The sequence below is a fragment of the Nocardia sp. NPDC003345 genome, from assembly GCF_053589395.1.
On sequence record NZ_JBSFRU010000074.1, the window covers coordinates 1 to 21539 of the forward strand.

Here is a 21539-nt window from a genome sequence, read left to right on the forward strand (position 1 = left end):
TCCCGTTACGGTTGCGATCATGGCCACTTCACCGCCGGACGGGAACCGTGATTCCGGATACGCGGGCAGCGTCGTGTGGACGGATCGGTTCCTGGACTATTCCTGGACCCCCGAGCATCCGATGAAACCGGTGCGGCTGAGCTACACGATGGCGCTGGCCGGAGCGCTCGGGGTCCTCGACGGCGTGGAGCCGCTGCGGCCCGGCCCCGCCGGTGACGCCGAACTGCTCCGCGTGCACACTGCGGACTACATCGAGGCGGTCCGCCGCGCCGAACCGCCTCCTGTTCCGGGCGACCCGCCGGCCGACCCGCCCTACGGGCTGGGGTCCGCGGACAATCCGGTGTTTCCGCGGATGCACGAGGCCGCGTCGGTGATCGTCGGCGGAACTCTGGCCGCGGCGCGGGCCATCGCCACCGGCGCGACCCGGCGGGCGGTGAGCATCGGCGGTGGTATGCATCACGCCATGCCCGCCCGGGCGGCGGGTTTCTGCGTGTACAACGACGCCGCGGTGGCCATCGCGTGGCTGCTGGACCACGGGTTCGACCGGATCGCCTATCTCGACGTGGACGTCCATCACGGTGACGGTGTCCAGCGCGCCTTCTACCGCGACCCGCGGGTGCTGACCGTATCGATCCACCAGCATCCGGCGACCCTGTGGCCGAATACCGGCTGGCCCGAGGAGACCGGCAGCGGGCCCGGAGACGGGACCGCGATCAATCTGCCGGTACTGCCGGGCACCCGGGACCCGCAGTGGCTGCGTGCCTTCCACGCGGTGGTTCCCGGCGCGGTCGAGGCGTTCCGGCCGCAGATCGTGATCAGCCAGTGCGGGGTCGACACCCATCGTGAGGATCCGCTCGCCGACCTCGAACTCGGGATCGAGGGACAGCGGGCGGCGTTCACGGCGATGCGGGAACTGGCGGACCGGTGCGCCGAGGGGCGGTGGCTGGCCGTGGGCGGCGGCGGATACGGGCTGGTGCGGGTGGTGCCCAGGGCCTGGACGCATCTGCTGGCCATCGCGCTGGACCGTCCGGTGGACCCGGCGACCCCGATACCGCAGGATTGGATCGATCTCGTGCAGACCGACAGGCCGCGAGTATCGCCGCCCCGGACCATGGGCGACGGTGTGGACATCGCCTTCCGGCCCTGGGACGGACCGGGCGGTACCGCGGAAACCGGGGACGCCGGATTCGACCGTGCCCAGCGCGCGATCGATACCGCCGTGCTCGCCACTCGCCGAGCGTGCTTCGGCCCGCTCGGCCTCGATCCGGAGGATCCGCGTGACTGAACCGGCCGACAGCGTCCCCGACGATCCGGCGCCCGCACCCCAGCACTGGCACGCGGATGTCCTGGCCTCCGACGGCGGTGTGGTCCGGTTACGCCCGCTCACCCCGGCCGATGCCGATGAATTGCAGCGGTTCCACACCGCACTGTCCGAGCGCACCCGGTACCTGCGCTATTTCGGGCCCTACCCGCGGATATCGCCCAAAGATCTGTATCGCACCACCCATCTCGACTACCACGACCGGGTCGGCCTGGCGATCGTGCTCGGGGATTCGATCATCGCCGTGGGCCGTTACGAATTGCTCGATCGGACGGGTTCGCGGGCGGCCGAGGTCGCCTTCGTGGTCGCCGACGAACACCAGGGCCGGGGCCTCGGCTCGATCCTGCTGGAGCATCTCGCCGGCGCCGCCGCGGAGAACCGCATCGACACCTTCGTCGCCGAGGTACTGGCGGAGAACGTCGTCATGGTGACCGTGTTCCGGGAGGCCGGCTACCAGGTGGAGCGGAGCCGGGACGGTTCGGTGCTGCATCTGGAGTTCGCCATCGACCCCACCGAGGCGCTGCGTTCGGTGCGCGACGCCCGCGAACGTGCCTCGGAGGCGCGCAGTGTGGGCAATCTGCTGGCTCCCGATTCGGTGGCGGTGATCGGTGCGACGCCCAGCACCGGGCGGGTCGGCGGGGTGGTGCTGGCCAATCTGCTGGACGGATCGTTCCAGGGCGCGGTGTACCCGGTGAACCCCGGGCGGCGGTCGGTACGCGGGGTACACGCCTATCCGACGGTGCGGGATATTCCCGACGAGGTGGATCTCGCGGTGGTGGCCGTGCCCGCGGATTCGATCGGGTCGGTTCTCGACGACTGCATGGCCAAGGGCGTCAAGGGCCTGCTCGTACTGTCGGCCGGATTCGGTGAGACCGGGGAGCAGGGTCTGGTGGCGGAGGCGGATCTGGTCGCCGCGGCCCGCGGTCACGGAATGCGGGTGGTGGGGCCGAGCGCATTGGGCATCGCCAATACCGATCCCGCGGTCGGGCTGAACGCCACCCTGGCCACGCTGCTACCCGGCCGGGGGCGGATCGGTTTCTTCTGCCAGTCCGGTCCGCTGGGGGTCGCGATCCTGGCCGAGGCGGCGGCCCGCAACCTCGGCCTGTCGACTTTCGTATCCGCCGGTAACCGCGCCGACGTCTCCGGAAACGACCTGCTGCAGTACTGGGATACCGATCCGGCCACCGAGGTGATCCTGCTGTATCTCGAGAGCTTCGGTAACCCGCGCAAATTCTCTCGCATCGCCCGCCGCGTCGCCCGGCACAAGCCCATCGTGGCGGTCAGCCCGAGCCGGCTCGCCGCCCGCGGCTCGGGCGGCGAACTTGACCGGTCCGTGGTGCGGGACCTGTTCGCCCAATCCGGCATCGTCCAGGCGGATTCGATCTCGGAGATGTTCGACTGCGCGGCGTTGCTGGGATATCAGCCGCTGCCCCGGGGACCGCGGCCCGCGGTCGTCGGCAACAGCACGGCGCTCAACTGGCTGACCTCCGATGCCGCACGCAGTGAGGGCCTGAGCGTGCCGGCCCCGGTGGATCTGGGTCCGCAGGCCACCCCCGGCGACTACCACACCGCGGTGACCGCCGCGCTGCGGTCGGAGGACACCGATGCGGTCATCGTCATCTTCGCGCCACCCATCCCGCTGCCGCAGGCGGGATACGCGGAGGCGATCCGGGCGGCCGTGGCCTCTGCCGAGGTACCCAAACCGGTGCTGACCACGTTCGCCGGCGGCGACGGAATCCCGAATCTGCTGGCGGTGCGGGGTCCGGGAGCGGCGGCGGTCCGGGGGTCCATACCGTCGTTTCCCGATCCCGCCCGGGCGGTACGCGCACTGGCCCGGGTGCACCGGTATGCCCGCTGGCGGGACCTGCCGGTGTCGGTGTCCGGCGACGGAGCGTCCGGGGCGGAGCAGGGGCGCCCCGCGGGTATCGATACCGCGCGCGCGATCGAGTTGATGGGGACATGGTCGGCCGACCCCGCCGGGCGCCGGCTGAGCGACGACGAGACGGTCACGCTGCTCGGCTGTTACGGCATCTCGGTGGTGGAGTTCCGCGCGGTCCGCGATGCCGACGGCGCGGTGGCCGCGGCCGAGGAACTCGGCTACCCGGTGGCGGCGAAAGCGACCAACGAGGCCTGGCGGCGCCGCCCGGATATGAGCTGGGTGCGACTGGATCTGTGGCGGCCCGAGGCGGTCCGGCAGGCCTACCGGGATCTGGTGGAGCTGTGCGGGGATCCGCTGCTGCATATCCAGCGGATGGCACCCAAGGGCGTCGGATGTGTGGTGAAGGTGCAGGACGATCCGGCGTTCGGCTCGGTGATCGAGTTCGGGCTCTCCGGGCCCATCATCGAACTGCTCGGGGATCGGGCCTTTCGCGCTCTACCGCTGTCGCGGCGCGAGGCCGCCGCACTCATCGACGCGCCCCGCGCCGCGCCGCTGCTCAGCGGAACCCCGGCGAGCCCGCGGGTGGACAAGGACGCCCTCATCGAACTGACACAACGTATTTCGGCCATGTTCGACGATCTGCCCGAATTGCGGGAACTGTCCTGTGAACCGGTGCTGGCGGCACCGGAGTCCGCCGCGATCCTGTACGCGCGCGCCCGGATCGGCCCGCAACCCAGCCGTTTCGATACCGGACCGCGCAGGCTCGGATAGGCCGGGCGCAACGCCTCAGTGGGTTGCCCGCCCGCATGTGGTCGGGGAGCGGTGTGCCTTGCCGGCGGCTACCGGAGGTCGTGGCGCGCAGCGGCTCCGGGCCACCCGGAGGGGTGCCGGCCGGCCGCGCTGCCCGGATGAGGGACGGGCGCGTCGGCCGGCCGGCGAGGCGACCCGAAAGGGCCACCGGCTCAAAGGGTTCCGGTGATGCGGAGAGCAGACAGGGGGTGGACGACCTTTTCGCCGCGGGCGCAACGGGAACCGGCGCGTTCGTGCGGCGGCGTGCCGCCCGCTGGTCGGCGGGCGGCCCTCGCAATGGTGGGTGGGATCAGCTGGCGTAGGCGCGCAGGCGGTCGGCCCGTTCGCCCTTGCGGAGCTTGGACATGACCTCACGCTCGATCTGGCGAACCCGCTCGCGCGACAGCCCGAACAACTTGCCGATCTGGTCCAGCGTGCGCGGCTGCCCGTCGTCGAGCCCGAAACGGAGCCGGATGACCTGCTGTTCGCGTTCGTCGAGGGTGTTCAGCACGCTGCGCACGTCGTGATGCAGCAGACCGGCGATCACCGCGCTCTCGGCCGAGGTGGCCTCGGAATCCTCGATGAAATCGCCCAGCGGTGCCTCTTCGTCGTTGCCGACCGGCATATCCAGGCTCACCGGGTCCCGGCTGTGGTCCAGGAGATCGGCGATCTTCTCCACCGCGATACCGGATTCGTTCGCGAGTTCCTCGTCGGTGGCTTCCCGGCCCAGCTGCTGATGCAGTTCGCGCTTGATCCGGGCGAGTTTGTTGACCTGCTCCACGAGGTGGACCGGGAGCCGGATGGTACGGCTCTGATCCGCCATTCCGCGGGTGATGGCCTGGCGGATCCACCAGGTGGCGTAGGTGGAGAACTTGAAGCCCTTGGCGTAGTCGAACTTCTCCATCGCGCGGATGAGGCCCAGATTTCCCTCCTGGATGAGGTCCAGCAGGGGCATACCGCGGCCCGTGTACCGCTTGGCGAGCGAGACGACCAGGCGCAGGTTGGCCTCCAGCAGATGTGACCGCGCCGCCTGACCCTCGCGGACGACGATCGCCAGATCACGTTTGCGGGTCGCCGACAGCCGCTTGCCGGTTTCCAGCAGGTTCTGGGCATAGAGACCCGCCTCGATGCGCTTGGCCAGTTCGACTTCGTCGGCAGCCGTGAGCAGTGCGGTCCGTCCGATCCCGTTCAGGTACACGCGTACCAGGTCGGCGGCGGGGCTCTGAGCGTCGAGGTCCGAATCACTGGGGCGCACACGAGTGGTGGCGGGGCTTGTCATGACTTGCCTCCTGTCGGTGGTGTCTCACTCCGAACAACGGACCCGACAGTGGGAAAGTTCCCTCGCCGGGCGCGGATAAACCGCTCTGAACTGCGGTTATCGCCATTGCGTTCTGAGAAGTTCCTGAGAACGGAAACCCATCCACCGAGCGGGAAACCCGGATGCCGCGCGTTCGGCTCCTAGGTGGGACGCACCAGCCCGTGCCGTACGAGACCGGTGACCACTCCCAGCGCTGCCTCGGCGAATTCCGGATCCGCCTCGTCGGATCCCTGGGACAATGCCAGCAGTTCGATCAGCTCGTACAACGGCAGGCCGTCCGGCCGCATTCCCGCCAGCAGGGAGACGGTGGTCTCGTCCACTTCGTGCTGCCAGCGGGGTCCGTCGCCGCGGTGCAGACGGGCGATCCGCTGCTCCCAGCCCTGTTCACCCGGCACCGAGACCCGTTCGAGCGCGGTGGCCGGATCCACCCGGTAGCGGGCGCGCCAGGCCACCTCCGGATCCGCAGCGACCCGGCGTAACCAGGCCGAACGCTCGAAATAGTCGAAGACCTCCGCACCGAGTGGATCGTCGAAACCGTGGGTGAGGTCTTCGGCGAGCAGTTCGGTGGGACCGTCGTGGGCGCGCAGGTAGACGAAACCGAATCCGATCCCGGTGACGCCTGCCTCGTCGAAGGCCCGCAACCAGGTCTCGGCACGTTCCTGGGCCTCGCGGCCGCGCGGGTCGGCACCCGCGTCCCGCAGCCAGGTGCCGACATAGAGGGCCGGATCGGCGATATCGCGCTGAACGACCCAGGCGTCGATCCCGTGATCGGGGAGCCACCCGGATACCCGCTGCCGCCAGTCCTGGTCCTCGCGATGAACCCAGGCGGAGAGCATCGCCGCCGTGCCGCCCGGCGCCAGCAGCTCCGGTGTGCGCGATATCACGAGTTCGCTGGCGCCGTCGAGGGCGAGGCCGGAGTCGCGGTAGGTGTGTTCGATACGGGCCGGTCCGACGACGAACGGCGGATTGGCCACCACCCGATCGAAACGACGCCCGGCCACCGGCTCGAACCACGACCCTTCGACCAGTTCGAGATCGAGTTCGTTGAGGGCCGCGGTGGCCTGCGCCAGCCAGAGCGCCCGCGGATTGACATCGGTGGCGGTCACGATCTCGGCGTAGGAAGCGGCGTGCACCGCCTGGATACCGCACCCGGTGCCGAGATCCAGGACCGATCCGGCCCGGTCGGTGGGGGTGGCCCGCAACAGCGAGAGTGAGGCGTGGCCGACCCCGAGGACATGATCCTCGGTCAGGATCCGGCGCTGCATCGAATCGTCGAGGTCGGACAGAATCCACCGATTACCGGCACCGGTATCGACCGGCCGCAGATCCAGCGCGGCCCGGACCGAGCCGCCCGCCCGCACCAGTAGTCCCGCCGACACCGCCTCGTCGACGCGTACCGGTGCGAGGGCCCCGGCCGCCTCGGATTCGTCCACGGTGTCGCCCAGAAGCAATAACCGAATGAGTACACCCAGGTCGCCGGCCGATGCGGCAGCCCGGCGGGCGGGGACCGGTTCGCCGCGCCCGAGCGCGCTGTGGGCGTCGGGACCGAGGGCCGCGAGCAGCGTGTCGGCTTCGTAGCCCGCCCTGGTCAGCGCGGTGCGCAGCGCCGGGCAGAGCGCGGTGAGCGGGGAGACGGTGGTCGATCCGTAGGCGGGCACAGCCGTACTCTGCCACCGCCCGGGCCCGGTCCGGTATCCGCCGTCCCGCGGGTACCGGACGGGACCCGGCCGCTACGCCCGGTGCGACGCGGCCGGGCAGGCGGCGTCAGCCGTCGATGGCGTCGTTGCGGCGTTCTTCCAGGGCCGGGCGCGGCCGGTCCCAGCGGCTCGGCTCGTTCTTGTCGCGCGGCGGGCGGTCGTTGGCGATGAGGACCGCGACCCACGGCAGTGGTACGGACGCCGCCATGATCAGCAGGGCGATCAGCCCGTTGCCGAACACCGAATAGACCACGCCGGCCAGAATCAACGCCGGGATACGGAAGGCCATGATGATCGTGTACCGCCGGACCCGGGCCCGGTGCTGGTCTTCGAACGAGGGCGCGGCCTCGGTGATCAGGGCGGCGTGTCTGGCGTCGTCGCCGGGGAAATAGCCGCGCGAGGAGGAGCGGGCCGGCCGCGGTGTTCTCTGGTGTGCACCGAGATCGCTCGCACCGGCGTCGAGGTGCTCCGGGCCGCGCCCGGAGTCTTCGCCGTGCTGCTGCATACCTTCGAGTCTCGCACTCCCGGATCCGCGGCGCACACCCGGTGCCGGGCGAAACGGCGGGTGATCCGGCGGGCGCGGCGCGGTCATGGGGCATCATGGACTGCGTGAGTACCGATACTCTGGTTCGCCCCGATACGACCACCGACGAGACGACCGGTGACGACACCCCGAAGTACTTCCACTATGTGAAGAAGGACAAGATCGCCGAGAGTGCCGTGATGGGCACGATGGTGGTCGCGCTGTGTGGTGAGGTCTTCCCGGTGACCCGCTCGGCCAAACCGGGGTCGCCGGTCTGCCCCGAGTGCAAGAAGGTCTACGAGCAGCTCCGTAAGGGCGACTGAGCCCCGAGGTCAGTTGCGGGGTAACGGCACCGGCGCACCTCCGGTGCCGTCGCCGCCCGTGCCCATCCCGCGCGGCCGGCCGTGGCGGTGCGGGGGGATGCGGTGCGCGCCGCTCTCCGGCGGTTCGCCGTCCTCGTCGCCCTCCGGGGTGCTGCGGCGTTTCGCCAGCCAGGCCTTGAACTGCTCGAAACGGGTCGCTCGCGCCGGCCAGAACTCCTGCACCGCCGCATTGAACTCGGCGCCGAGGATCACCGCGAAACCGAGGAAGAACGTGAACAGCAGGAACGCGATCGGCGTGGCGAGCGCGCCGTAACCGACTCCCGTCCGGGTGACCACCGCCAGATACCGGCGCAGGATCTCGCTGGCCGCCATGAAGAAGACACCCGCGAGCAGGGCGCCCCAGAACAGCCGGTGGTAGGGCAGCGAGCTGTGCAGCGCCAGTTTGTAGAGCATCGCCAGCGCCACGATGAGCAGCAGACCCACCGCCGGGTAGTAGAACGTGTCGATCAGCCGCAGTCCCGGCTCTCGCCACCCCTCCGGCAGGGTCCGGCCGATCAGCACCGGGCCCAGCGCGACCAGCGGCAGGATGAAGACCGCCGCGATCAGGAACTGGATGTAGAGCAGCAGGGCGAACAGCCGCTGCCAGACCGGGTTGCGGGCGTCCTGCTGGTCGTGGGCCTCCACGATCGCGTCCACGAAGGTCGCCATCGCCGAGGAGCCCGCCCACAGCGACAGCACGAAGCCGACCGAGACGATGGCGGCGCGGCCCTGGCCGAGCACATCCTGGACCGTCGGTTCGATGAGGTCGGTGACCACGCTGGAACTGAACAGATTCCGGCTGAAGGTGAGGGTCTTGGCCTCGACGATCTCGACGGTGTCGGGGCCGAACAGCCGGCCCGCGTAGCCGAGCCCGCCGAGCAATCCGAAAAGCAGTGGTACCAGCGATAACGTCTGCCAGAACGCGGCGGCCGCGGATTTGCCGAATATCGAGTCGCCCCAGGCCTTGACCGCGACCCGCACGATCAGGGCCCACGTCCGGCGCAGGGCACGCCGGAACCACGCCGAACCCGACGGGTCCGCACCGGGTTCGCGTCCGTAGCTGTGCATGATGTGTCCAGCATCGCGCACGCGGCCACCGAGCGCTGGAGCGCGGTGGCAACGTGTCGGCGGGCGGGGGGTGAATGATGGGTTGTCGCGGCCCCCACGGCGGGGGTGTGACACCGGTCGCGGCGGCCGCGCCGGTTTGGCACGAGCGCCGCTACGGCCGCTAGTGTTTGTCTCCGTGACCGATGCGAGCGGTGCCATTGCGACGGAGGTTCCGGGTGCGTCGCTGCGCGCCTGGCAGCGCCGTGCGATCACCCGTTACCTGGCGACCAAACCCCGTGATTTCCTCGCCGTGGCGACCCCGGGCGCCGGTAAGACCACCTTCGCGCTGCGGGTGGCCGCGGAGTTGCTGGCCGATCGCACCGTCGATCAGATCACCGTGGTCGCGCCCACCGAGCACCTGAAACATCAGTGGGCCCAGTCGGCGGCCCGGTCGGGGATCGCGCTGGACCCCAACTTCTCCAACAGCACCGGGGGGACCTCCGGCGATTATCACGGTGTGGTCGTCACCTACGCCCAGGTGGCCGCGCATCCGTTCAAGCACCGGGTGCGCACCGAGAACCGCCGCACCCTGGTGATCCTGGACGAGATCCATCATGCGGGTGACGCCAAGAGCTGGGGCGATGCCGTGGCGGAGGCGTTCGGGGACGCCACCCGGCGCCTGGCACTGACCGGTACGCCGTTCCGCAGCGACGACAGCCAGATCCCGTTCATCACCTATGAGCCCGACGAGGCCGGTCTGCCGCGCTCCCGCGCCGATCACAGCTACGGCTATTCCGAGGCGCTCGCCGACGGCGTGGTGCGGCCGGTGGTGTTCCTGGCATATTCGGGGGAGGCGCACTGGCGCGACAGCGCGGGCGAGGAGTACACCGCCCGGCTGGGCGAGCCGCTGAACGCCGAGCAGACGGCGCGGGCCTGGCGCACGGCGCTCGACCCGGCGGGGGACTGGATCTACGCGGTGCTGCGTGCGGCCGATATGCGGCTGGCGCAGCTGCGCGAAGCCGGTATGCCCGATGCTGGCGGCCTGGTGATCGCCTCGGATCAGGAGCGCGCCCGGGCCTATGCGGAGCTGATCGAACATCTCACCGGCAACAGGCCGGTGGTGGTGCTGTCCGACGATCCCACCTCCTCGGCCCGGATCGCGGAGTTCAGCAACGGGAACCAGCCGTGGATGGTCGCGGTGCGGATGGTGTCCGAAGGTGTGGACGTGCCGCGGCTGGCCGTCGGGGTGTATGCCACCAGCGCCTCGACACCGTTGTATTTCGCGCAGGTCATCGGTCGTTTCGTCCGTGCCCGCCGGCCCGGCGAGACCGCCAGTGTGTTCCTGCCGTCGGTTCCGGTGCTGCTGGACCTGGCCGCCCAGCTCGAACTGCAGCGCGACCATGTGATCGGTAAACCGCACCGGGAGAAGGACGGCCTCGACGACGAACTGCTGAACGAGGCGAACAAACAGCAGGACGAACCCGGCGAGGAGGAGAAGCGGTTCGTGCCGCTGGCCGCCGACGCCGAACTGGATCAGGTCATCTACGACGGTTCCTCTTTCGGTACCGCGACCTTTGCCGGTTCCGCCGAAGAAGCCGACTACCTGGGAATTCCCGGGCTGCTCGACGCGGAGCAGATGCGGGCGCTGCTACGGGAGCGCCAGGCCCGCCAGATCGCCGACCGGTCCGCATCGCCGGACCCGGCCCCCGTCCCGCCTCCGGCGGCGGCCGGTGGCGCCGCCGAACGGGTCGCCGCCGCCGATAAGCTCGGGGAGCTGCGGCGCGAGCTGAACAGCCTGGTCGCGATGCATCACCACCGCACCGGCAAACCACACGGCGTGATCCACGGGGAACTGCGTCGGCAGTGTGGGGGTCCGCCCACCGCGCTGGCCACCGCCGACCAACTGGGCGACCGTATCGCGGCACTGCGCCGGATGTAGTCGCACCGGGTCCGGATGGGACCGGGAGCCGCCGCAAGCCGGCGGCTCCGGCTCGGGTTCCGGGATGAGCGCGGTGCGCCCGTATCAGTTCTCGGGAGCGGTCCGGGAGGCGCGGCGCCGAGCCCGGGCGCGTTCGTAGGCTCCGTGCAACAGCTCGCGAACGGGCTGCGCGGTACGCGGTCCGGGTTCCACCACGGCCAGCCAGCCCACGTTCCCGTACACCGGGTGGGCCAGCACCGTATCGACCCGGGCCGGATCGCCTGCGCCCGCGTCCCGGGGTGCCCGGCCGATCCATTCGGTGAATACTTCGGTTCCGGCGGCGATATTCACGCGGAAGGCTCCCGGGCGGTCGAGTCCCGACCGTTCGTCGCCGGGGTAGTTCTTGGTGACGACGGTGGCGAAGGGCTGGGTGTTCGAAGGGACCTCGCCGTCGGGCGAGTAGTAGCAGAACACATCACCCCAGGCGAGTTCCGGCGAGCCGTCGCCGGGGCCGGGGCGCAGTATCAGGACGTGCTCGAGTGCGCCGAGATATTCGATGATGTCGTCGATCGTCATGGGTTCCAGCGTTACATTGAAGTGCTTGTGGAGACTTCTACCGCCAACGAGCCCGATGACGGCGGCGCAGGTCGCAACTCGGTGAATCTGCGCACGGCGGATGTGGCGCGCCTGAGTGGCTATTCTGTGCAGCAGATACGCAACCTCGAACGCGACGGCGTATTGCCACCGGTACCGCGTACCGCGGCCGGGTATCGGAGCTACCGGTGGTCCCACGTCTGGGCGGCCCGCGCCTACCGGGCCCTGGCCGCCGGTACCGACCCCGTCCAGGCCAAGACGATCATGCGCACGATCGGGGCAGGTGAGGCATCCCGGTTGCCGGCGCTGTTCGACGCCGCCCACGCCCGGCTGGACCGGGACCGCCGCGATACCGCCGCCGCGCGCGCCGCCGCCCGGGCCATCGCCGGTGAACCGGTCGGCGAGGTCCGGGCGGCGGATTCCATGACCATCTCCGAGCTGGCGCAGGCCCTCGGCGTCCGGACCTCGACGCTGCGGCACTGGGATGCCGTGGGCCTGGTCGCGGCCCGGCGCGCCGCTCCGGGACAGGCCCGCCACTACCTGCCCGGCGATGTCCGCCTCGCCCGGCTGGTGCGGGTGCTGCGGCAGGCGGGCTACGGGATCGAGACGCTGCGCGAACTGATTCCGCGGCTCGCCGCCGCGCACGGCTGGGCCGGTATCGAGGCAGCCCTGAGCGATCGCGACACCCGGATCGACGCCCGGTCCCGTGCGCTGCTGGCGGCGGCCGCCGCCCTCGGCATGTTGCTGGGACCGTCCTGGTGACCGCGGCGCCGCCGGGTCAGCTCTCGAAATACCGGGCGGGGTCCAGGGTTTCGAGAGGTATCCAGCGCGGGGTGTCCGCCGGATCGCCCGGTGCGGTCGTGGGCCGTAGCCCGTAGCCCTGCAGATCGAGACCGAAGCGCGGATTCTCGTCGACCCGGCGCGCGAGTTCGTAGAAGGTGGCCAGTACGTGCACGCAATGCGCGGTGCGCGCGGTGCAGGAACAGTCGATCGCGCCGGGGCGCGGTGCCACCGGTATCCCCTCGGCCACCGCCGCGGCGTGCATATCGTCGGTGAGCGTCGGGGGATCGCCCCCCAGCACCGTGGTGAGCGCCGTGACCACGGACCGGTCGAACGGCGCGAATTCGATATGGGTGACCGACGCCTGCCCGCCGCGATGGATATGCGCCCGGACGATCGTGCCTTCCGTTTCGGCCCGCACTCCGTTGTTGCGGGCGATACTGCGCGCGCGGGGCAGCAGCGGTTCGGGGCGGGTGCGCCGTATCGGTTCGGCCAGCCGGACCCAGTCCATACCCCACCGGGTGTAACCGAATTCGTTGTCCGCCATCAGTTCTCCCTCTTGCGCCGCAGGATCTCCAGCAGCCGGTCGTCGTCGAGACGGGCCAGTTCGGCGATACCGTTGCCGTCTCCGAGATCGGTGAGAGCCGATTTGCGCCGGTGCATCGCGGCGATATGTTCCTCGACGGTGGTGGCCGAGGTGAGCGTGGTGACCGTGACGGTGCGGGTCTGCCCGATCCGGTGCACCCGGTCGGAGGCCTGCGCTTCGACCGCGGGGTTCCACCAGCGGTCGAAATGGATCACATCCGCGGCGCGGGTGAGGGTGAGCCCGGTACCGGCGGCGCGCAGGCTCAGCACCAGTACCGGCGGGCCGGTGGGGGATTGGAAGTCGTCGACGATCGCCGTGCGTTCGGCCTGGGTGAGCCCGCCGTGGAAGAACGGCGCGGTGAGGCCGAATTGTTCGGACAAATGCCGGACCAGGAGTTCACCGGTGGCCCGGTATTGAGTGAAGATCAGCGTCGGCGATCCGTTGTCGAGGTTGCCGGCCACAATATCGGTGCACAGGTCGAGTTTGCCGGAGCGACCGGCGAGTTCGCCGCGATCCTCGCCCGCGACCAAACCCGGATGGTTGCAGACCTGTTTGAGCGCGGTGAGCGCGGCCAGCACCCTGGCCTGGCGCTGTGCCCCGGCACCGAACCCCTCCTCGGCCGCGTGCTCGAGCAGCCGGTCGTAGAGCCGCTCCTGCTCGGGGGTCGGATCGCACAGCAGATCGGTGTGGATCTTCGGTGGAAGCGATGCCGCGACCTGGGTTTTGCGCCGTGCCAGCAGGACCGGCTCGATCGCGTCGCGCAACCTGGCGGCCGCGGGGGCCGAGCCCTGTTCGATGGGTTTGACGAAGCGCCGGCGGAATTGGGCGCGATGCCCGAACAGGGCGGGCGCGACGAGATGCAGCAGGGCCCATAATTCGTCGAGATGGTTCTCCACCGGTGTTCCGGTCAGGGCCACGACCGCCTTCGCCGGCAGCGCCCGCGCCGCGGTGGAGACCTGCGTGCGCGGATTCTTCAGCGCCTGCGCTTCGTCGCAGACCACCGTGGCCCAGGTGGTGTCGTTCAGTTGCGCGCCGTGCAGTCGTAAGGACGGATAGCCGGTGACGACCACCGTTGCGGGCGCGGCCTCGGGCACACCACCGCGCCATGCCACCGGGCGCAGGCCCGGGGCGAAGCGGGAGATCTCGCGGATCCAGTTGCCCACCAGCGAGGTCGGGCAGACCACCAGTTGCGGCCCCTGCTCCGCTCTCCCGAGCAGCAGCCCGATGGCCTGCACCGTCTTGCCCAGCCCCATCTCGTCGGCGAGTACCGCGCCGCCGTGCCGCTCGACGGTCGCCCGCAACCAGGCGATCCCGCGGGCCTGATACGGGCGCAGCTCGGCGTGCAGCCCGGTACGCAGTTCCTCGGCGACCGCGGCGGTCTCCGCGAGCACCGACAGCGCGCGCTCTCCCGAGAACACCGCGGTACCCTGCGCGTTCGGTACCGCGTGCGCGGCCACCGGCAATCCGGCCGGGTCACCGGCGAGAACGCGGCGCCAGGCGAGTGTGGACGTACCCGGGTCGGCGACCGGCAGCGCGGCGAGACCGTCCGGCGTCACCAACGCGCACGCCACGTCGGCGACCCGCAGGCCGGCGCTACCCGCCCGGAGCCGGCCGAGTGGTCCGTCCGGGACGACCAGCGCTACGGTGGCCGGCGCACCGGCATCGCCGGGCGCGGGTCCGGGTTCGTGGCCGGACCAGGTCCACAATGCGAACATGTGCCGGTCGGGGAGGTAGGTGGTCTCGGTGGTCGGCAGGGTGCACCCCCATGAATATCGTATGGCGTACGGAGTAACATGCCGAACGCGTACGGTACCGGATTTGTTCCGGGCCGCTCATACGGGACCGGAAGGAGAGTCATGATCGGCGGCCGGTATCGCTGCGGCTGGTTGTATGCCGGGACGGGAAGTGCCCGGATCCCGGCCGGGCGCCCGAGGACCGGTGCGTCCGCCACGTCCCCGGGGGCCGGCCGGTGAGCCGGGACACCGATCCCGCGCGCGTCCTGCTCGAGCTGCTCTGGCGGCACGAACTACCGCCGCGGCGCAACGCGCGTGGTCCGCGGCAGACGGTGAGCGTGGACGAGGTGGTCGCGGCCGCGATCGGGCTGGCCGATCGCGAGGGCTATGCGGGGGTCTCGGTACGGGCGGTCGCCGGCGAACTCGGCCTGCGGCCGATGAGTCTCTACACCTACGTCCCGGGCAAGGAGGCCCTCACGGCGCTGATGGTGGACGCGGTGGCCGACGACGACGCCGCGCTGCCCGCGGCCGATGCCCCCGCCCGGGACCGCCTCGCGGCCGTGGCACGCCAGGTCCGCGACGAATATCTCGCCCATCCCTGGCTGCTGGAGGTGCCGGCCTGGCGGCTGGTGCTCGGACCCGGCCGGATGCGCCGCTACGAACGACAGCTGACGGCGGTCGACGGGATCGGTCTCGACGACGCGGATATGGATCGGGCGATCGCCGTACTCACCCAATTCGCGACCGGCAACGCCCGGACCGCGATCGCCGCGACGCGCAGCGCCCGGGAGCAGTCCGACGCCGAATGGTGGGAGGCCTACGGCCCGGTACTGGCCCGCGTCATGCCCACCGCCGATTTTCCGCTCGCCTCCCGGGTCGGCGAAGTGGTGGGCGAGCTGTACCAGGCGCCGGGCGACCCCGACGGCGAGTTCGAATACGGGCTGCAACGCCTGATCGCGGCGCTGCTGCCCGGGTCGCCACCGGTCGGCGGATGAGAGATCCGGACCGATGAAAATGGCGGGCGACCGGAGATCGGTCGCCCGCCGGGAAGCGGATTCGATTGTTCGATTCTGTTGTGTCGGACGCCTGGACGGGTCAGAGGGCGGGAGCGGACTCCGTATCGATCACGGCGTCCAGCTCACGCAGTCGGTCCATATGTTCGTTCGCGTGATGCTGGCAGAAGAGCAACTCGCCACCTGCGGGCAGAACAGCACGAACACGCGCAGCCGCCCCGCAACGATCGCAGCGATCGACCGCGGTCAGTGGGGTGCTGGTCAGGGTTCCTGGCATGACTCCTCCGTCCTGGCTTCCGGCACAAAACCGTTCACCTGGTGTGAGGCCCGTGGTCACTCCGCGGGCTCGCTTCCGCTACTTCCCAGCAGTGGTGTAACTACTCTGTCAGACGTTCGGAGCATCGGCTTTGTTCCCGTTGGGGAATCAGTGTGTTTTCCCTAACACGACCAGCGGTTTCCGCCTGTGGCGAACACCGCGGGCCGGGGTGTGGGACGCACCGCCTCTGCTTCCGGACCGGCTGTCGAGTTGTGTATCGGAGGTTACCCGTGCCCAGTGACACTCACACCCTTGTTCACCTCTGTACTCCCGGTGAGTGGGCCACCGCACAACAACTCGGTGCGCACCGGCCACCGTCGCTGGTGTCGGAGGGGTTCGTGCACCTGTCCACACCCGCGCAGGTGCATCTGCCGGCGAACCGGTTGTTCGCGGGCCGCGACGATATGGTCTTGCTGCGCCTGGACCCCGCGCGGCTCGGTGCTCCGGTCCGCTGGGAGCCCGGGGTGCCCGGCGACGATCCCGATATGCGTTTTCCCCACCTGTACGGCCCGCTGCCGGTCGAGGCGGTGGTCGCCGTCCGCGAGTACCGGCCGGGCCCCGACGGGCGCTACGCGGCCCTGGGGGACTGAACGCGGTCCGCGCGCTACCGGCCCCCGGGCGCACCCTCGCCGTGGCCCTCCAGCTCACGGGCCAGGATCGCGGCCTGCACGCGCGAGCGGATACCGAGTTTCGTCAGCACCCGTGAGACATGCGTTTTCACCGTGGTCTCGCTGATGAACAGGCGGCCGGCGATCTGCGCGTTGGACAGACCGCCGCCCAGGCAGTCGAAAACCTCGCGCTCGCGGGCGGTGAGATCGGCCAGGCCGCGGGGCGGCGCGGGCCGGGACGCGGTGCCGGCGCCGGCGAACGCGTCGATCACCGCGCGGGTGACCTCCGGGGCGAGCACCCCGTCACCGGCGGCCACCGCGCGCACCGCGGCGATGAGAGCCGGGCCGGAGGCCGACTTCAGGACGAATCCGGCGGCCCCGGCCCGCAGGCTGCCGAAAACGTATTCGTCGAGATCGAAGGTGGTCAGCACCAGCACCCGGGCCAGGCCACCGCCGGTGATCCGCCCGGTGGCGGTGATGCCGTCCACACCGGGCATCCGGACATCCATCAGGACGACATCCGGCCGCAACGCCCGGGTCTGCGCGAAGGCCACCTCACCGTCGGCGGCCTCACCCACGATCTCGATATCGGCATCGGTCTCCAGGATCATCCGCAACCCGGCGCGGATCGCGGCATGGTCGTCGGCGATCAGTACCCGTATCGTCATCGGCCTTCTCCCGCGGTGACGGCGGTGAGCGGCAACCGGGCGCGCACCCACCAGATGCCACCGTCCGGCCCGGCCCGGAAGGTCCCGCCCAGCGCGGCCGCCCGTTCGCCCATATTCGTCAGTCCCCGCGGGACCGCGGGCCCGGCATCGGATACCGAGGGGACCGCCGGGAGCGGATTACGCACAGCGAGCACGAGTTCCCCGCCCTCGGTGGTGACCTCGATCTCGATCTCCTGGCCCGGCGCGTGCTTCATCGCATTGGTCACCGCCTCCTGGATGATCCGGTAGGCCGCCTGGTCTATCGCGCCCGGCGGCGCGCCGGTGCCGGTGTCCTGATGGCACCGGACCCGTACTCCGGCCTGGCGGGCGGCGGTGACCAGCCGGGAGAGCTGGGCGAGACGTCCCGGCGCGGCGGCGTCCTCGGGGTCGTCGTCGTCGCGTCGCAGCAGGCCGATCATGGTGCGCATCTCCTGGAGGGCGTCGACGCTGTTGGCCCGGATCGAGGTGAGGATGCCGGTGAGGCGCGGATCGGTGCCGGCGCCCTCGATACCGGCGAGCGCGGCCTCGGACTGCAGGGCGATGGCGGACAGGTGCCCGGCGATGACATCGTGCAGATCGCGGGCCATGGCCTTGCGTTCGTCGGCCACCGCCGCACGACGGTCCAGCTCCGCGACCAGGGACAGCGCGCGCCCGCGCGCCCGTTCGGCCTCCGCCGTCTCCTTGTGCGCGCGGACGGTCAGGCCCCACCACAGCGAGGTCCCGACGAACGCGGCCGCCAGGACCAGCGCCAGCACCATCACCCGCCAGCTGCCGGTGAGCGCCAGCGCGACCCCCGCCACGATCGCCGACAGGGTGAGCCACGCGACCACCGCCCCCTGCATCTGCCGCCGGGTGCCGTAGACGACGGCGGCGTAGATGAGGTCGGTGTACACGAGCCAGACCGGCAGAGTGGGTCCCAGCGACAGATCCAGCGCCAGCGGCAGCAGACCGGCGAGCATGGCGGCCACAGGGGCGCGGCGGCGGATGAACAGCACCGCGCAGGCCAGCGCGAGCACCAGCAGCCGGACGGGGATCGGTACCGGCGGGGTGGCGTCGGAGACGAACAACATGTGGAAACCGGCCAGATACAGCAGGGTGCCGAAGAGGAACCATCCGCCCACCACGACGGCATCGCGCGCCGTCGCCGAGAGTGCCGACCACCGCTGCATCATCCCATCCCAGCACACGTCCGGCGGCCCGGCGTCCATCGAAATGATGAGCTGCGTGCGGGGGCTCCGGCGCTGCCGGCGCGGGCCGGTACCGGTTCCCGTGTACCGGGCGCCGGCTCGCGACCGGCGGTAATCTGCGTGTTCACGGTGCATTGCGGTCGCACCGCGTACCGGCCCGGTCGCGAGGTGGCCCCGGGCACGGCGCGTGGCGGCCCGGACGGACGGGGTCCGCGGATGAGCGTCTACACCCAGCGGCTCGGCGGTACGAGCCACCGATTCGACGGCCTGGTCGACGTGCTGGCCAAGGCGACACCGCGCCGCAGCGGTGACGAACTCGCCGGCTGCGCCGCGGCCACCGACGCCGAGCGGGCGGCCGCGCAATGGGTGCTGGCCGAGGTACCGCTCACCGAATTCCTGGAGCAACCCGTGGTGCCCTACGACACCGACGAGGTCACCAGATTGATTCTGGACACCCACGACCGCGCCGCGTTCGCGCCGGTCGCCGCGCTGACCGTCGGAGACCTGCGGGATCGGCTGCTCCGGATAGCCGCCGGTGAGGGCACCGCCGATCCGGCCGCCACGCTGGCCGCCCTCGCCCCGGGGCTGACACCGGAGATGGTCGCGGCCGTCACCAAGATCATGCGTAATCAGGATCTGATCGCGGTGGCCCGGGCCGCGAGCGTCCGCGCCGCCTTCCGCACCACCGTCGGCACGCCGGGCACCCTGGCCACCCGCCTGCAACCGAACCACCCCACCGACGATCCGCGCGGGATCGCGGCCGCGGTGCTCGACGGTCTGCTGCTCGGCTGCGGTGACGCGGTGATCGGCGTCAATCCCGCCACCGACTCCCCGCAGGCCACCGCCGATCTGCTGAAACTCCTCGACGATATCCGCACCCGGTTCGAGATACCGGCGCAGTCGTGCGTGCTGGCCCACGTCACGACCACGCTCGGGCTGATCGAGGCGGGGGCGCCGGTGGACCTGGTCTTCCAGTCCGTCGCCGGGACCGAGGCCGCGAACGCGGCGTTCGGGGTGGATCTCGCATTGTTACGCGAAGCGAACGAGGCCGGACGGGCCCTGGGCCGCGGCACCGTCGGCGACAATGTCATGTACCTGGAAACCGGGCAGGGTTCGGCACTCTCGGCCGGCGCGCATCTGGGTACCGGCGGCCGGCCGGTGGATCAGCAGACCCTGGAGGCCCGCTCGTACGCGGTGGCCCGGGAACTGCGCCCGCTGCTGGTGAACACCGTCGTCGGGTTCATCGGCCCGGAGTATCTCTACGACGGCAAACAGATCGTGCGCGCCGGCCTCGAGGACCACTTCTGCGGCAAACTGCTCGGACTGCCGATGGGCGTGGACGTCTGCTACACCAATCACGCCGAGGCCGATCAGGACGATATGGATACGCTGCTCACCCTGCTGGGCGCGGCGGGCTGTGCCTTCGTCATCGCCGTGCCGGGCGCCGACGATGTGATGCTCGGCTATCAGAGCCTGAGCTTCCACGACGCCCTGTATGCCCGGCGAGTGCTCGGCCTCCGGCCGGCGCCGGAGTTCGCGGACTGGCTGGACCGGCTGGGCATGCTGGACGACACCGGCCGGGTGCTGCCGGTCGCGCCGGCCTCCTCGCCGCTGCGCGCGCTGACGGCCGTCCGATGACCGCCGGTCCCGGCGACCGCCCGGATCGCGTCGACGTTCGAGCGGCCGAGAGCGCCGGGCGGCCGGCCGGCGAGCGCGATACGGGAATCGGGGCCGGTGGTCCGGGCGCGGGCACCGTCCCGGGTTTCTGGGACGATCTGCGGCTGCTGACCCAGGCACGGATCGGACTGGGGCGAGCGGGCGACGCGCTACCCACCCGGCGGGTCCTCGAATTCGCGGCGGCGCACGCCGCCGCCCGGGACGCCGTACACACCGACCTCGATGTGCCCGCACTGCTGGCGCGCCTGGCCGGATGCGGCCTCGGGGAGGCGGTTCATGTGCGCAGCCGTGCCGCCGGCCGCGCGGAATACCTGCGCCGGCCCGATCTGGGACGGCTACCGGTGGACGCCGATCTGCGGGTGGGGTCCGGTCCGGCAGAGGCCCACGATCTCGGCGTGGTGCTGGCCGACGGTCTCTCCGCGCGGGCACTCGCCGAACACGGCCCACCCACCCTCGAGGCCCTGCTGACGGTGCTGCGCCCGCGGTATTCGATCGCACCGCCGGTGGTCGCCACCCAGGCCCGGGTGGCCCTCGGCGACCATGTGGGCGCCGCGCTCGGTGTGTCCACCGTGCTGGTGCTCATCGGTGAACGTCCCGGATTGTCGGTGGCCGACAGCCTCGGTGTCTATCTCACCCATCTGCCGCGGCCGGGCCGCACCGACGCCGACCGCAACTGTGTGTCCAATATCCATCCGCCGGAGGGGCTGGGATACCGCCGCGCGGCCGAGGTGATCGCGGGTCTGGTCGAGGGAGCGCGCCGTCTGGGCCGTTCCGGGGTCGTGCTCAAGGACACGTCCCGGGATCCGGCGCTGCCTCCCGGCGAGCGCCCCGAGATCACCGGGTAGCCGGACGCGCCACGGCCCCTGAACATCTCGGGAACCGGCGGGGTCCGGATATGTTCAGGGGCCGTGGCGCGAACGCGGAACCTCAGTCGAGGTAGTCGCGCAGGACCTGCGAGCGGCTGGGGTGGCGCAGTTTGCTCATGGTCTTGGATTCGATCTGGCGGATCCGTTCCCGGGTGACCCCGTAGACCTGGCCGATCTCGTCGAGCGTGCGCGGCTGGCCGTCGGTGAGGCCGAACCGCAGCCGCACCACACCCGCCTCACGTTCGGACAGGGTCTCCAGCACCGACTGCAACTGGTCCTGCAGCAGGGTGAAGCTCACCGCGTCGACCGCGACGACGGCCTCGGAATCCTCGATGAAATCGCCGAGCTGGCTGTCGCCCTCGTCGCCGATGGTCTGATCCAGCGAAATGGGTTCCCGGGCGTACTGCTGGATCTCCAGCACCTTCTCCGGGGTGATGTCCATTTCCTTGGCCAGCTCTTCCGGCGTGGGCTCACGGCCCAGGTCCTGGAGCAGCTCGCGCTGGATCCGGCCCAGCTTGTTGATGACCTCGACCATATGCACCGGGATACGGATGGTGCGGGCCTGGTCGGCCATGGCGCGGGTGATGGCCTGCCGGATCCACCAGGTGGCGTAGGTGG

General features: G+C 70.7%; 20 protein-coding genes. 9 read left to right on the forward strand and 11 right to left on the reverse strand.

Translation table 11 applies throughout. The features are described from left to right. Positions 1–19: 19 nt before the first annotated feature. Positions 20–1285, forward strand: coding sequence for an acetoin utilization protein AcuC (locus ACWDU1_RS11500; RefSeq protein ID WP_449997747.1), 1266 nt, complete (start codon positions 20–22; stop codon positions 1283–1285). Continuing rightward, entirely contained in the window at positions 1278–3971 is a 2694-nt protein-coding gene (locus ACWDU1_RS11505) for a GNAT family N-acetyltransferase (RefSeq protein WP_449997749.1), read from the forward strand. The genes ACWDU1_RS11500 and ACWDU1_RS11505 overlap by 8 nt, the downstream gene beginning before the upstream one ends. Before the next feature lie 328 nt (positions 3972–4299). Here ACWDU1_RS11505 and ACWDU1_RS11510 read toward each other — a convergent pair whose 3' ends face one another. The 3 genes from ACWDU1_RS11510 to ACWDU1_RS11520 all read right to left on the reverse strand — a co-directional run bounded on the left by ACWDU1_RS11510 (position 4300) and on the right by ACWDU1_RS11520 (position 7509). Beyond that, on the reverse strand, positions 4300–5268 hold the full coding sequence (locus tag ACWDU1_RS11510; protein WP_449997751.1) for a sigma-70 family RNA polymerase sigma factor: 969 nt from the start codon (positions 5266–5268) through the stop codon (positions 4300–4302). Between the two features lie 179 nt (positions 5269–5447). Next, on the reverse strand, positions 5448–6965 hold the full coding sequence (locus ACWDU1_RS11515) for a DUF7782 domain-containing protein (RefSeq protein ID WP_449997753.1): 1518 nt from the start codon (positions 6963–6965) through the stop codon (positions 5448–5450). A gap of 106 nt (positions 6966–7071) precedes the next feature. Continuing rightward, positions 7072–7509: a DUF3099 domain-containing protein gene (locus ACWDU1_RS11520; protein ID WP_449997755.1), complete on the reverse strand. Its 438-nt coding sequence runs from the start codon at positions 7507–7509 to the stop codon at positions 7072–7074. A gap of 104 nt (positions 7510–7613) precedes the next feature. Here ACWDU1_RS11520 and ACWDU1_RS11525 point away from each other — a divergent pair, with 104 nt between their 5' ends. Then, positions 7614–7850, forward strand: coding sequence for a DUF3039 domain-containing protein (locus ACWDU1_RS11525; protein WP_449997757.1), 237 nt, complete (start codon positions 7614–7616; stop codon positions 7848–7850). A gap of 9 nt (positions 7851–7859) precedes the next feature. On the opposite strand, the gene ACWDU1_RS11530 is transcribed toward ACWDU1_RS11525, so the two are convergent. After that, positions 7860–8957, reverse strand: coding sequence for a YihY/virulence factor BrkB family protein (locus tag ACWDU1_RS11530; RefSeq protein ID WP_449997782.1), 1098 nt, complete (start codon positions 8955–8957; stop codon positions 7860–7862). Positions 8958–9132: 175 nt separating this feature from the next. Between ACWDU1_RS11530 and ACWDU1_RS11535 the strand changes: the two genes are divergently transcribed. Next, positions 9133–10875 carry a DEAD/DEAH box helicase gene (locus ACWDU1_RS11535; RefSeq protein WP_449997759.1) on the forward strand — a complete coding sequence of 581 codons (1743 nt, stop codon included), beginning with the start codon at positions 9133–9135 and terminating at the stop codon, positions 10873–10875. 84 nt (positions 10876–10959) lie between these two features. Here ACWDU1_RS11535 and ACWDU1_RS11540 read toward each other — a convergent pair whose 3' ends face one another. Beyond that, the gene (locus ACWDU1_RS11540) at positions 10960–11430 is read right to left on the reverse strand and encodes a DUF6194 family protein (protein ID WP_449997761.1); all 471 of its coding nucleotides are present in this window, start codon (positions 11428–11430) and stop codon (positions 10960–10962) included. A 27-nt stretch (positions 11431–11457) separates the two neighbouring features. Between ACWDU1_RS11540 and ACWDU1_RS11545 the strand changes: the two genes are divergently transcribed. Further along, positions 11458–12210: a MerR family transcriptional regulator gene (locus ACWDU1_RS11545; RefSeq protein WP_449997763.1), complete on the forward strand. Its 753-nt coding sequence runs from the start codon at positions 11458–11460 to the stop codon at positions 12208–12210. 16 nt (positions 12211–12226) lie between these two features. Here the strand turns inward: ACWDU1_RS11545 and ACWDU1_RS11550 are convergent, their stop codons facing one another. Then, the gene (locus ACWDU1_RS11550) at positions 12227–12775 is read right to left on the reverse strand and encodes a hypothetical protein (protein ID WP_449997765.1); all 549 of its coding nucleotides are present in this window, start codon (positions 12773–12775) and stop codon (positions 12227–12229) included. Beyond that, the gene (locus ACWDU1_RS11555; RefSeq protein ID WP_449997767.1) at positions 12775–14529 is read right to left on the reverse strand and encodes a DEAD/DEAH box helicase; all 1755 of its coding nucleotides are present in this window, start codon (positions 14527–14529) and stop codon (positions 12775–12777) included. The genes ACWDU1_RS11550 and ACWDU1_RS11555 overlap by 1 nt, the downstream gene beginning before the upstream one ends. A gap of 254 nt (positions 14530–14783) precedes the next feature. Between ACWDU1_RS11555 and ACWDU1_RS11560 the strand changes: the two genes are divergently transcribed. After that, positions 14784–15542 carry a TetR/AcrR family transcriptional regulator gene (locus ACWDU1_RS11560; protein ID WP_449997769.1) on the forward strand — a complete coding sequence of 253 codons (759 nt, stop codon included), beginning with the start codon at positions 14784–14786 and terminating at the stop codon, positions 15540–15542. A 100-nt stretch (positions 15543–15642) separates the two neighbouring features. Here ACWDU1_RS11560 and ACWDU1_RS11565 read toward each other — a convergent pair whose 3' ends face one another. Next, positions 15643–15837 (reverse strand): DUF7455 domain-containing protein, encoded by a 195-nt coding sequence (locus tag ACWDU1_RS11565; protein WP_036538000.1) that lies wholly within the window; start codon positions 15835–15837, stop codon positions 15643–15645. Positions 15838–16106: 269 nt separating this feature from the next. On the opposite strand from ACWDU1_RS11565, the gene ACWDU1_RS11570 reads away from it, so the two are divergent. Further along, the gene (locus ACWDU1_RS11570; RefSeq protein WP_449997771.1) at positions 16107–16466 is read left to right on the forward strand and encodes a DUF952 domain-containing protein; all 360 of its coding nucleotides are present in this window, start codon (positions 16107–16109) and stop codon (positions 16464–16466) included. A 14-nt stretch (positions 16467–16480) separates the two neighbouring features. Here ACWDU1_RS11570 and ACWDU1_RS11575 read toward each other — a convergent pair whose 3' ends face one another. Further along, a complete protein-coding gene (locus ACWDU1_RS11575) occupies positions 16481–17152 on the reverse strand; it encodes a response regulator (RefSeq protein WP_449997773.1) in 672 nt (223 codons plus the stop codon). Continuing rightward, positions 17149–18399, reverse strand: a complete 1251-nt coding sequence (locus ACWDU1_RS11580; protein ID WP_449997775.1) for a sensor histidine kinase — start codon at positions 18397–18399, stop codon at positions 17149–17151. Before ACWDU1_RS11580 ends, ACWDU1_RS11575 begins: the two co-directional genes overlap by 4 nt. 195 nt (positions 18400–18594) lie before the next feature. Between ACWDU1_RS11580 and ACWDU1_RS11585 the strand changes: the two genes are divergently transcribed. Both ACWDU1_RS11585 and eutC read left to right on the forward strand, forming a co-directional pair. Next, positions 18595–20016, forward strand: coding sequence for an ethanolamine ammonia-lyase subunit EutB (locus tag ACWDU1_RS11585; protein ID WP_449997777.1), 1422 nt, complete (start codon positions 18595–18597; stop codon positions 20014–20016). Then, on the forward strand, positions 20013–20900 hold the full coding sequence (eutC, locus tag ACWDU1_RS11590) for an ethanolamine ammonia-lyase subunit EutC (RefSeq protein WP_449997779.1): 888 nt from the start codon (positions 20013–20015) through the stop codon (positions 20898–20900). The genes ACWDU1_RS11585 and eutC overlap by 4 nt, the downstream gene beginning before the upstream one ends. 82 nt (positions 20901–20982) lie before the next feature. On the opposite strand, the gene ACWDU1_RS11595 is transcribed toward eutC, so the two are convergent. Continuing rightward, positions 20983–21539 (reverse strand): RNA polymerase sigma factor (locus ACWDU1_RS11595; protein ID WP_449997780.1); only part of this gene is annotated, 557 nt, incomplete at its 5' end.

Excerpts from the sequence above, each read along its gene's own strand:
- ACWDU1_RS11585 (WP_449997777.1), top strand. The coding sequence starts at position 18,595 with ATGAGCGTCTACACCCAGCGGCTCGGCGGTACGAGCCACCGATTCGAC.
- ACWDU1_RS11520 (WP_449997755.1), bottom strand. The coding sequence starts at position 7,509 with ATGCAGCAGCACGGCGAAGACTCCGGGCGCGGCCCGGAGCACCTCGAC.
- ACWDU1_RS11580 (WP_449997775.1), bottom strand. The coding sequence starts at position 18,399 with ATGGACGCCGGGCCGCCGGACGTGTGCTGGGATGGGATGATGCAGCGG.
- ACWDU1_RS11510 (WP_449997751.1), bottom strand. The coding sequence starts at position 5,268 with ATGACAAGCCCCGCCACCACTCGTGTGCGCCCCAGTGATTCGGACCTC.
- ACWDU1_RS11550 (WP_449997765.1), bottom strand. The coding sequence starts at position 12,775 with ATGGCGGACAACGAATTCGGTTACACCCGGTGGGGTATGGACTGGGTC.
- ACWDU1_RS11555 (WP_449997767.1), bottom strand. The coding sequence starts at position 14,529 with ATGTTCGCATTGTGGACCTGGTCCGGCCACGAACCCGGACCCGCGCCC.
- ACWDU1_RS11530 (WP_449997782.1), bottom strand. The coding sequence starts at position 8,957 with ATGCACAGCTACGGACGCGAACCCGGTGCGGACCCGTCGGGTTCGGCG.
- ACWDU1_RS11575 (WP_449997773.1), bottom strand. The coding sequence starts at position 17,152 with ATGACGATACGGGTACTGATCGCCGACGACCATGCCGCGATCCGCGCC.
- ACWDU1_RS11565 (WP_036538000.1), bottom strand. The coding sequence starts at position 15,837 with ATGCCAGGAACCCTGACCAGCACCCCACTGACCGCGGTCGATCGCTGC.
- ACWDU1_RS11540 (WP_449997761.1), bottom strand. The coding sequence starts at position 11,430 with ATGACGATCGACGACATCATCGAATATCTCGGCGCACTCGAGCACGTC.
- eutC (WP_449997779.1), top strand. The coding sequence starts at position 20,013 with ATGACCGCCGGTCCCGGCGACCGCCCGGATCGCGTCGACGTTCGAGCG.
- ACWDU1_RS11500 (WP_449997747.1), top strand. The coding sequence starts at position 20 with ATGGCCACTTCACCGCCGGACGGGAACCGTGATTCCGGATACGCGGGC.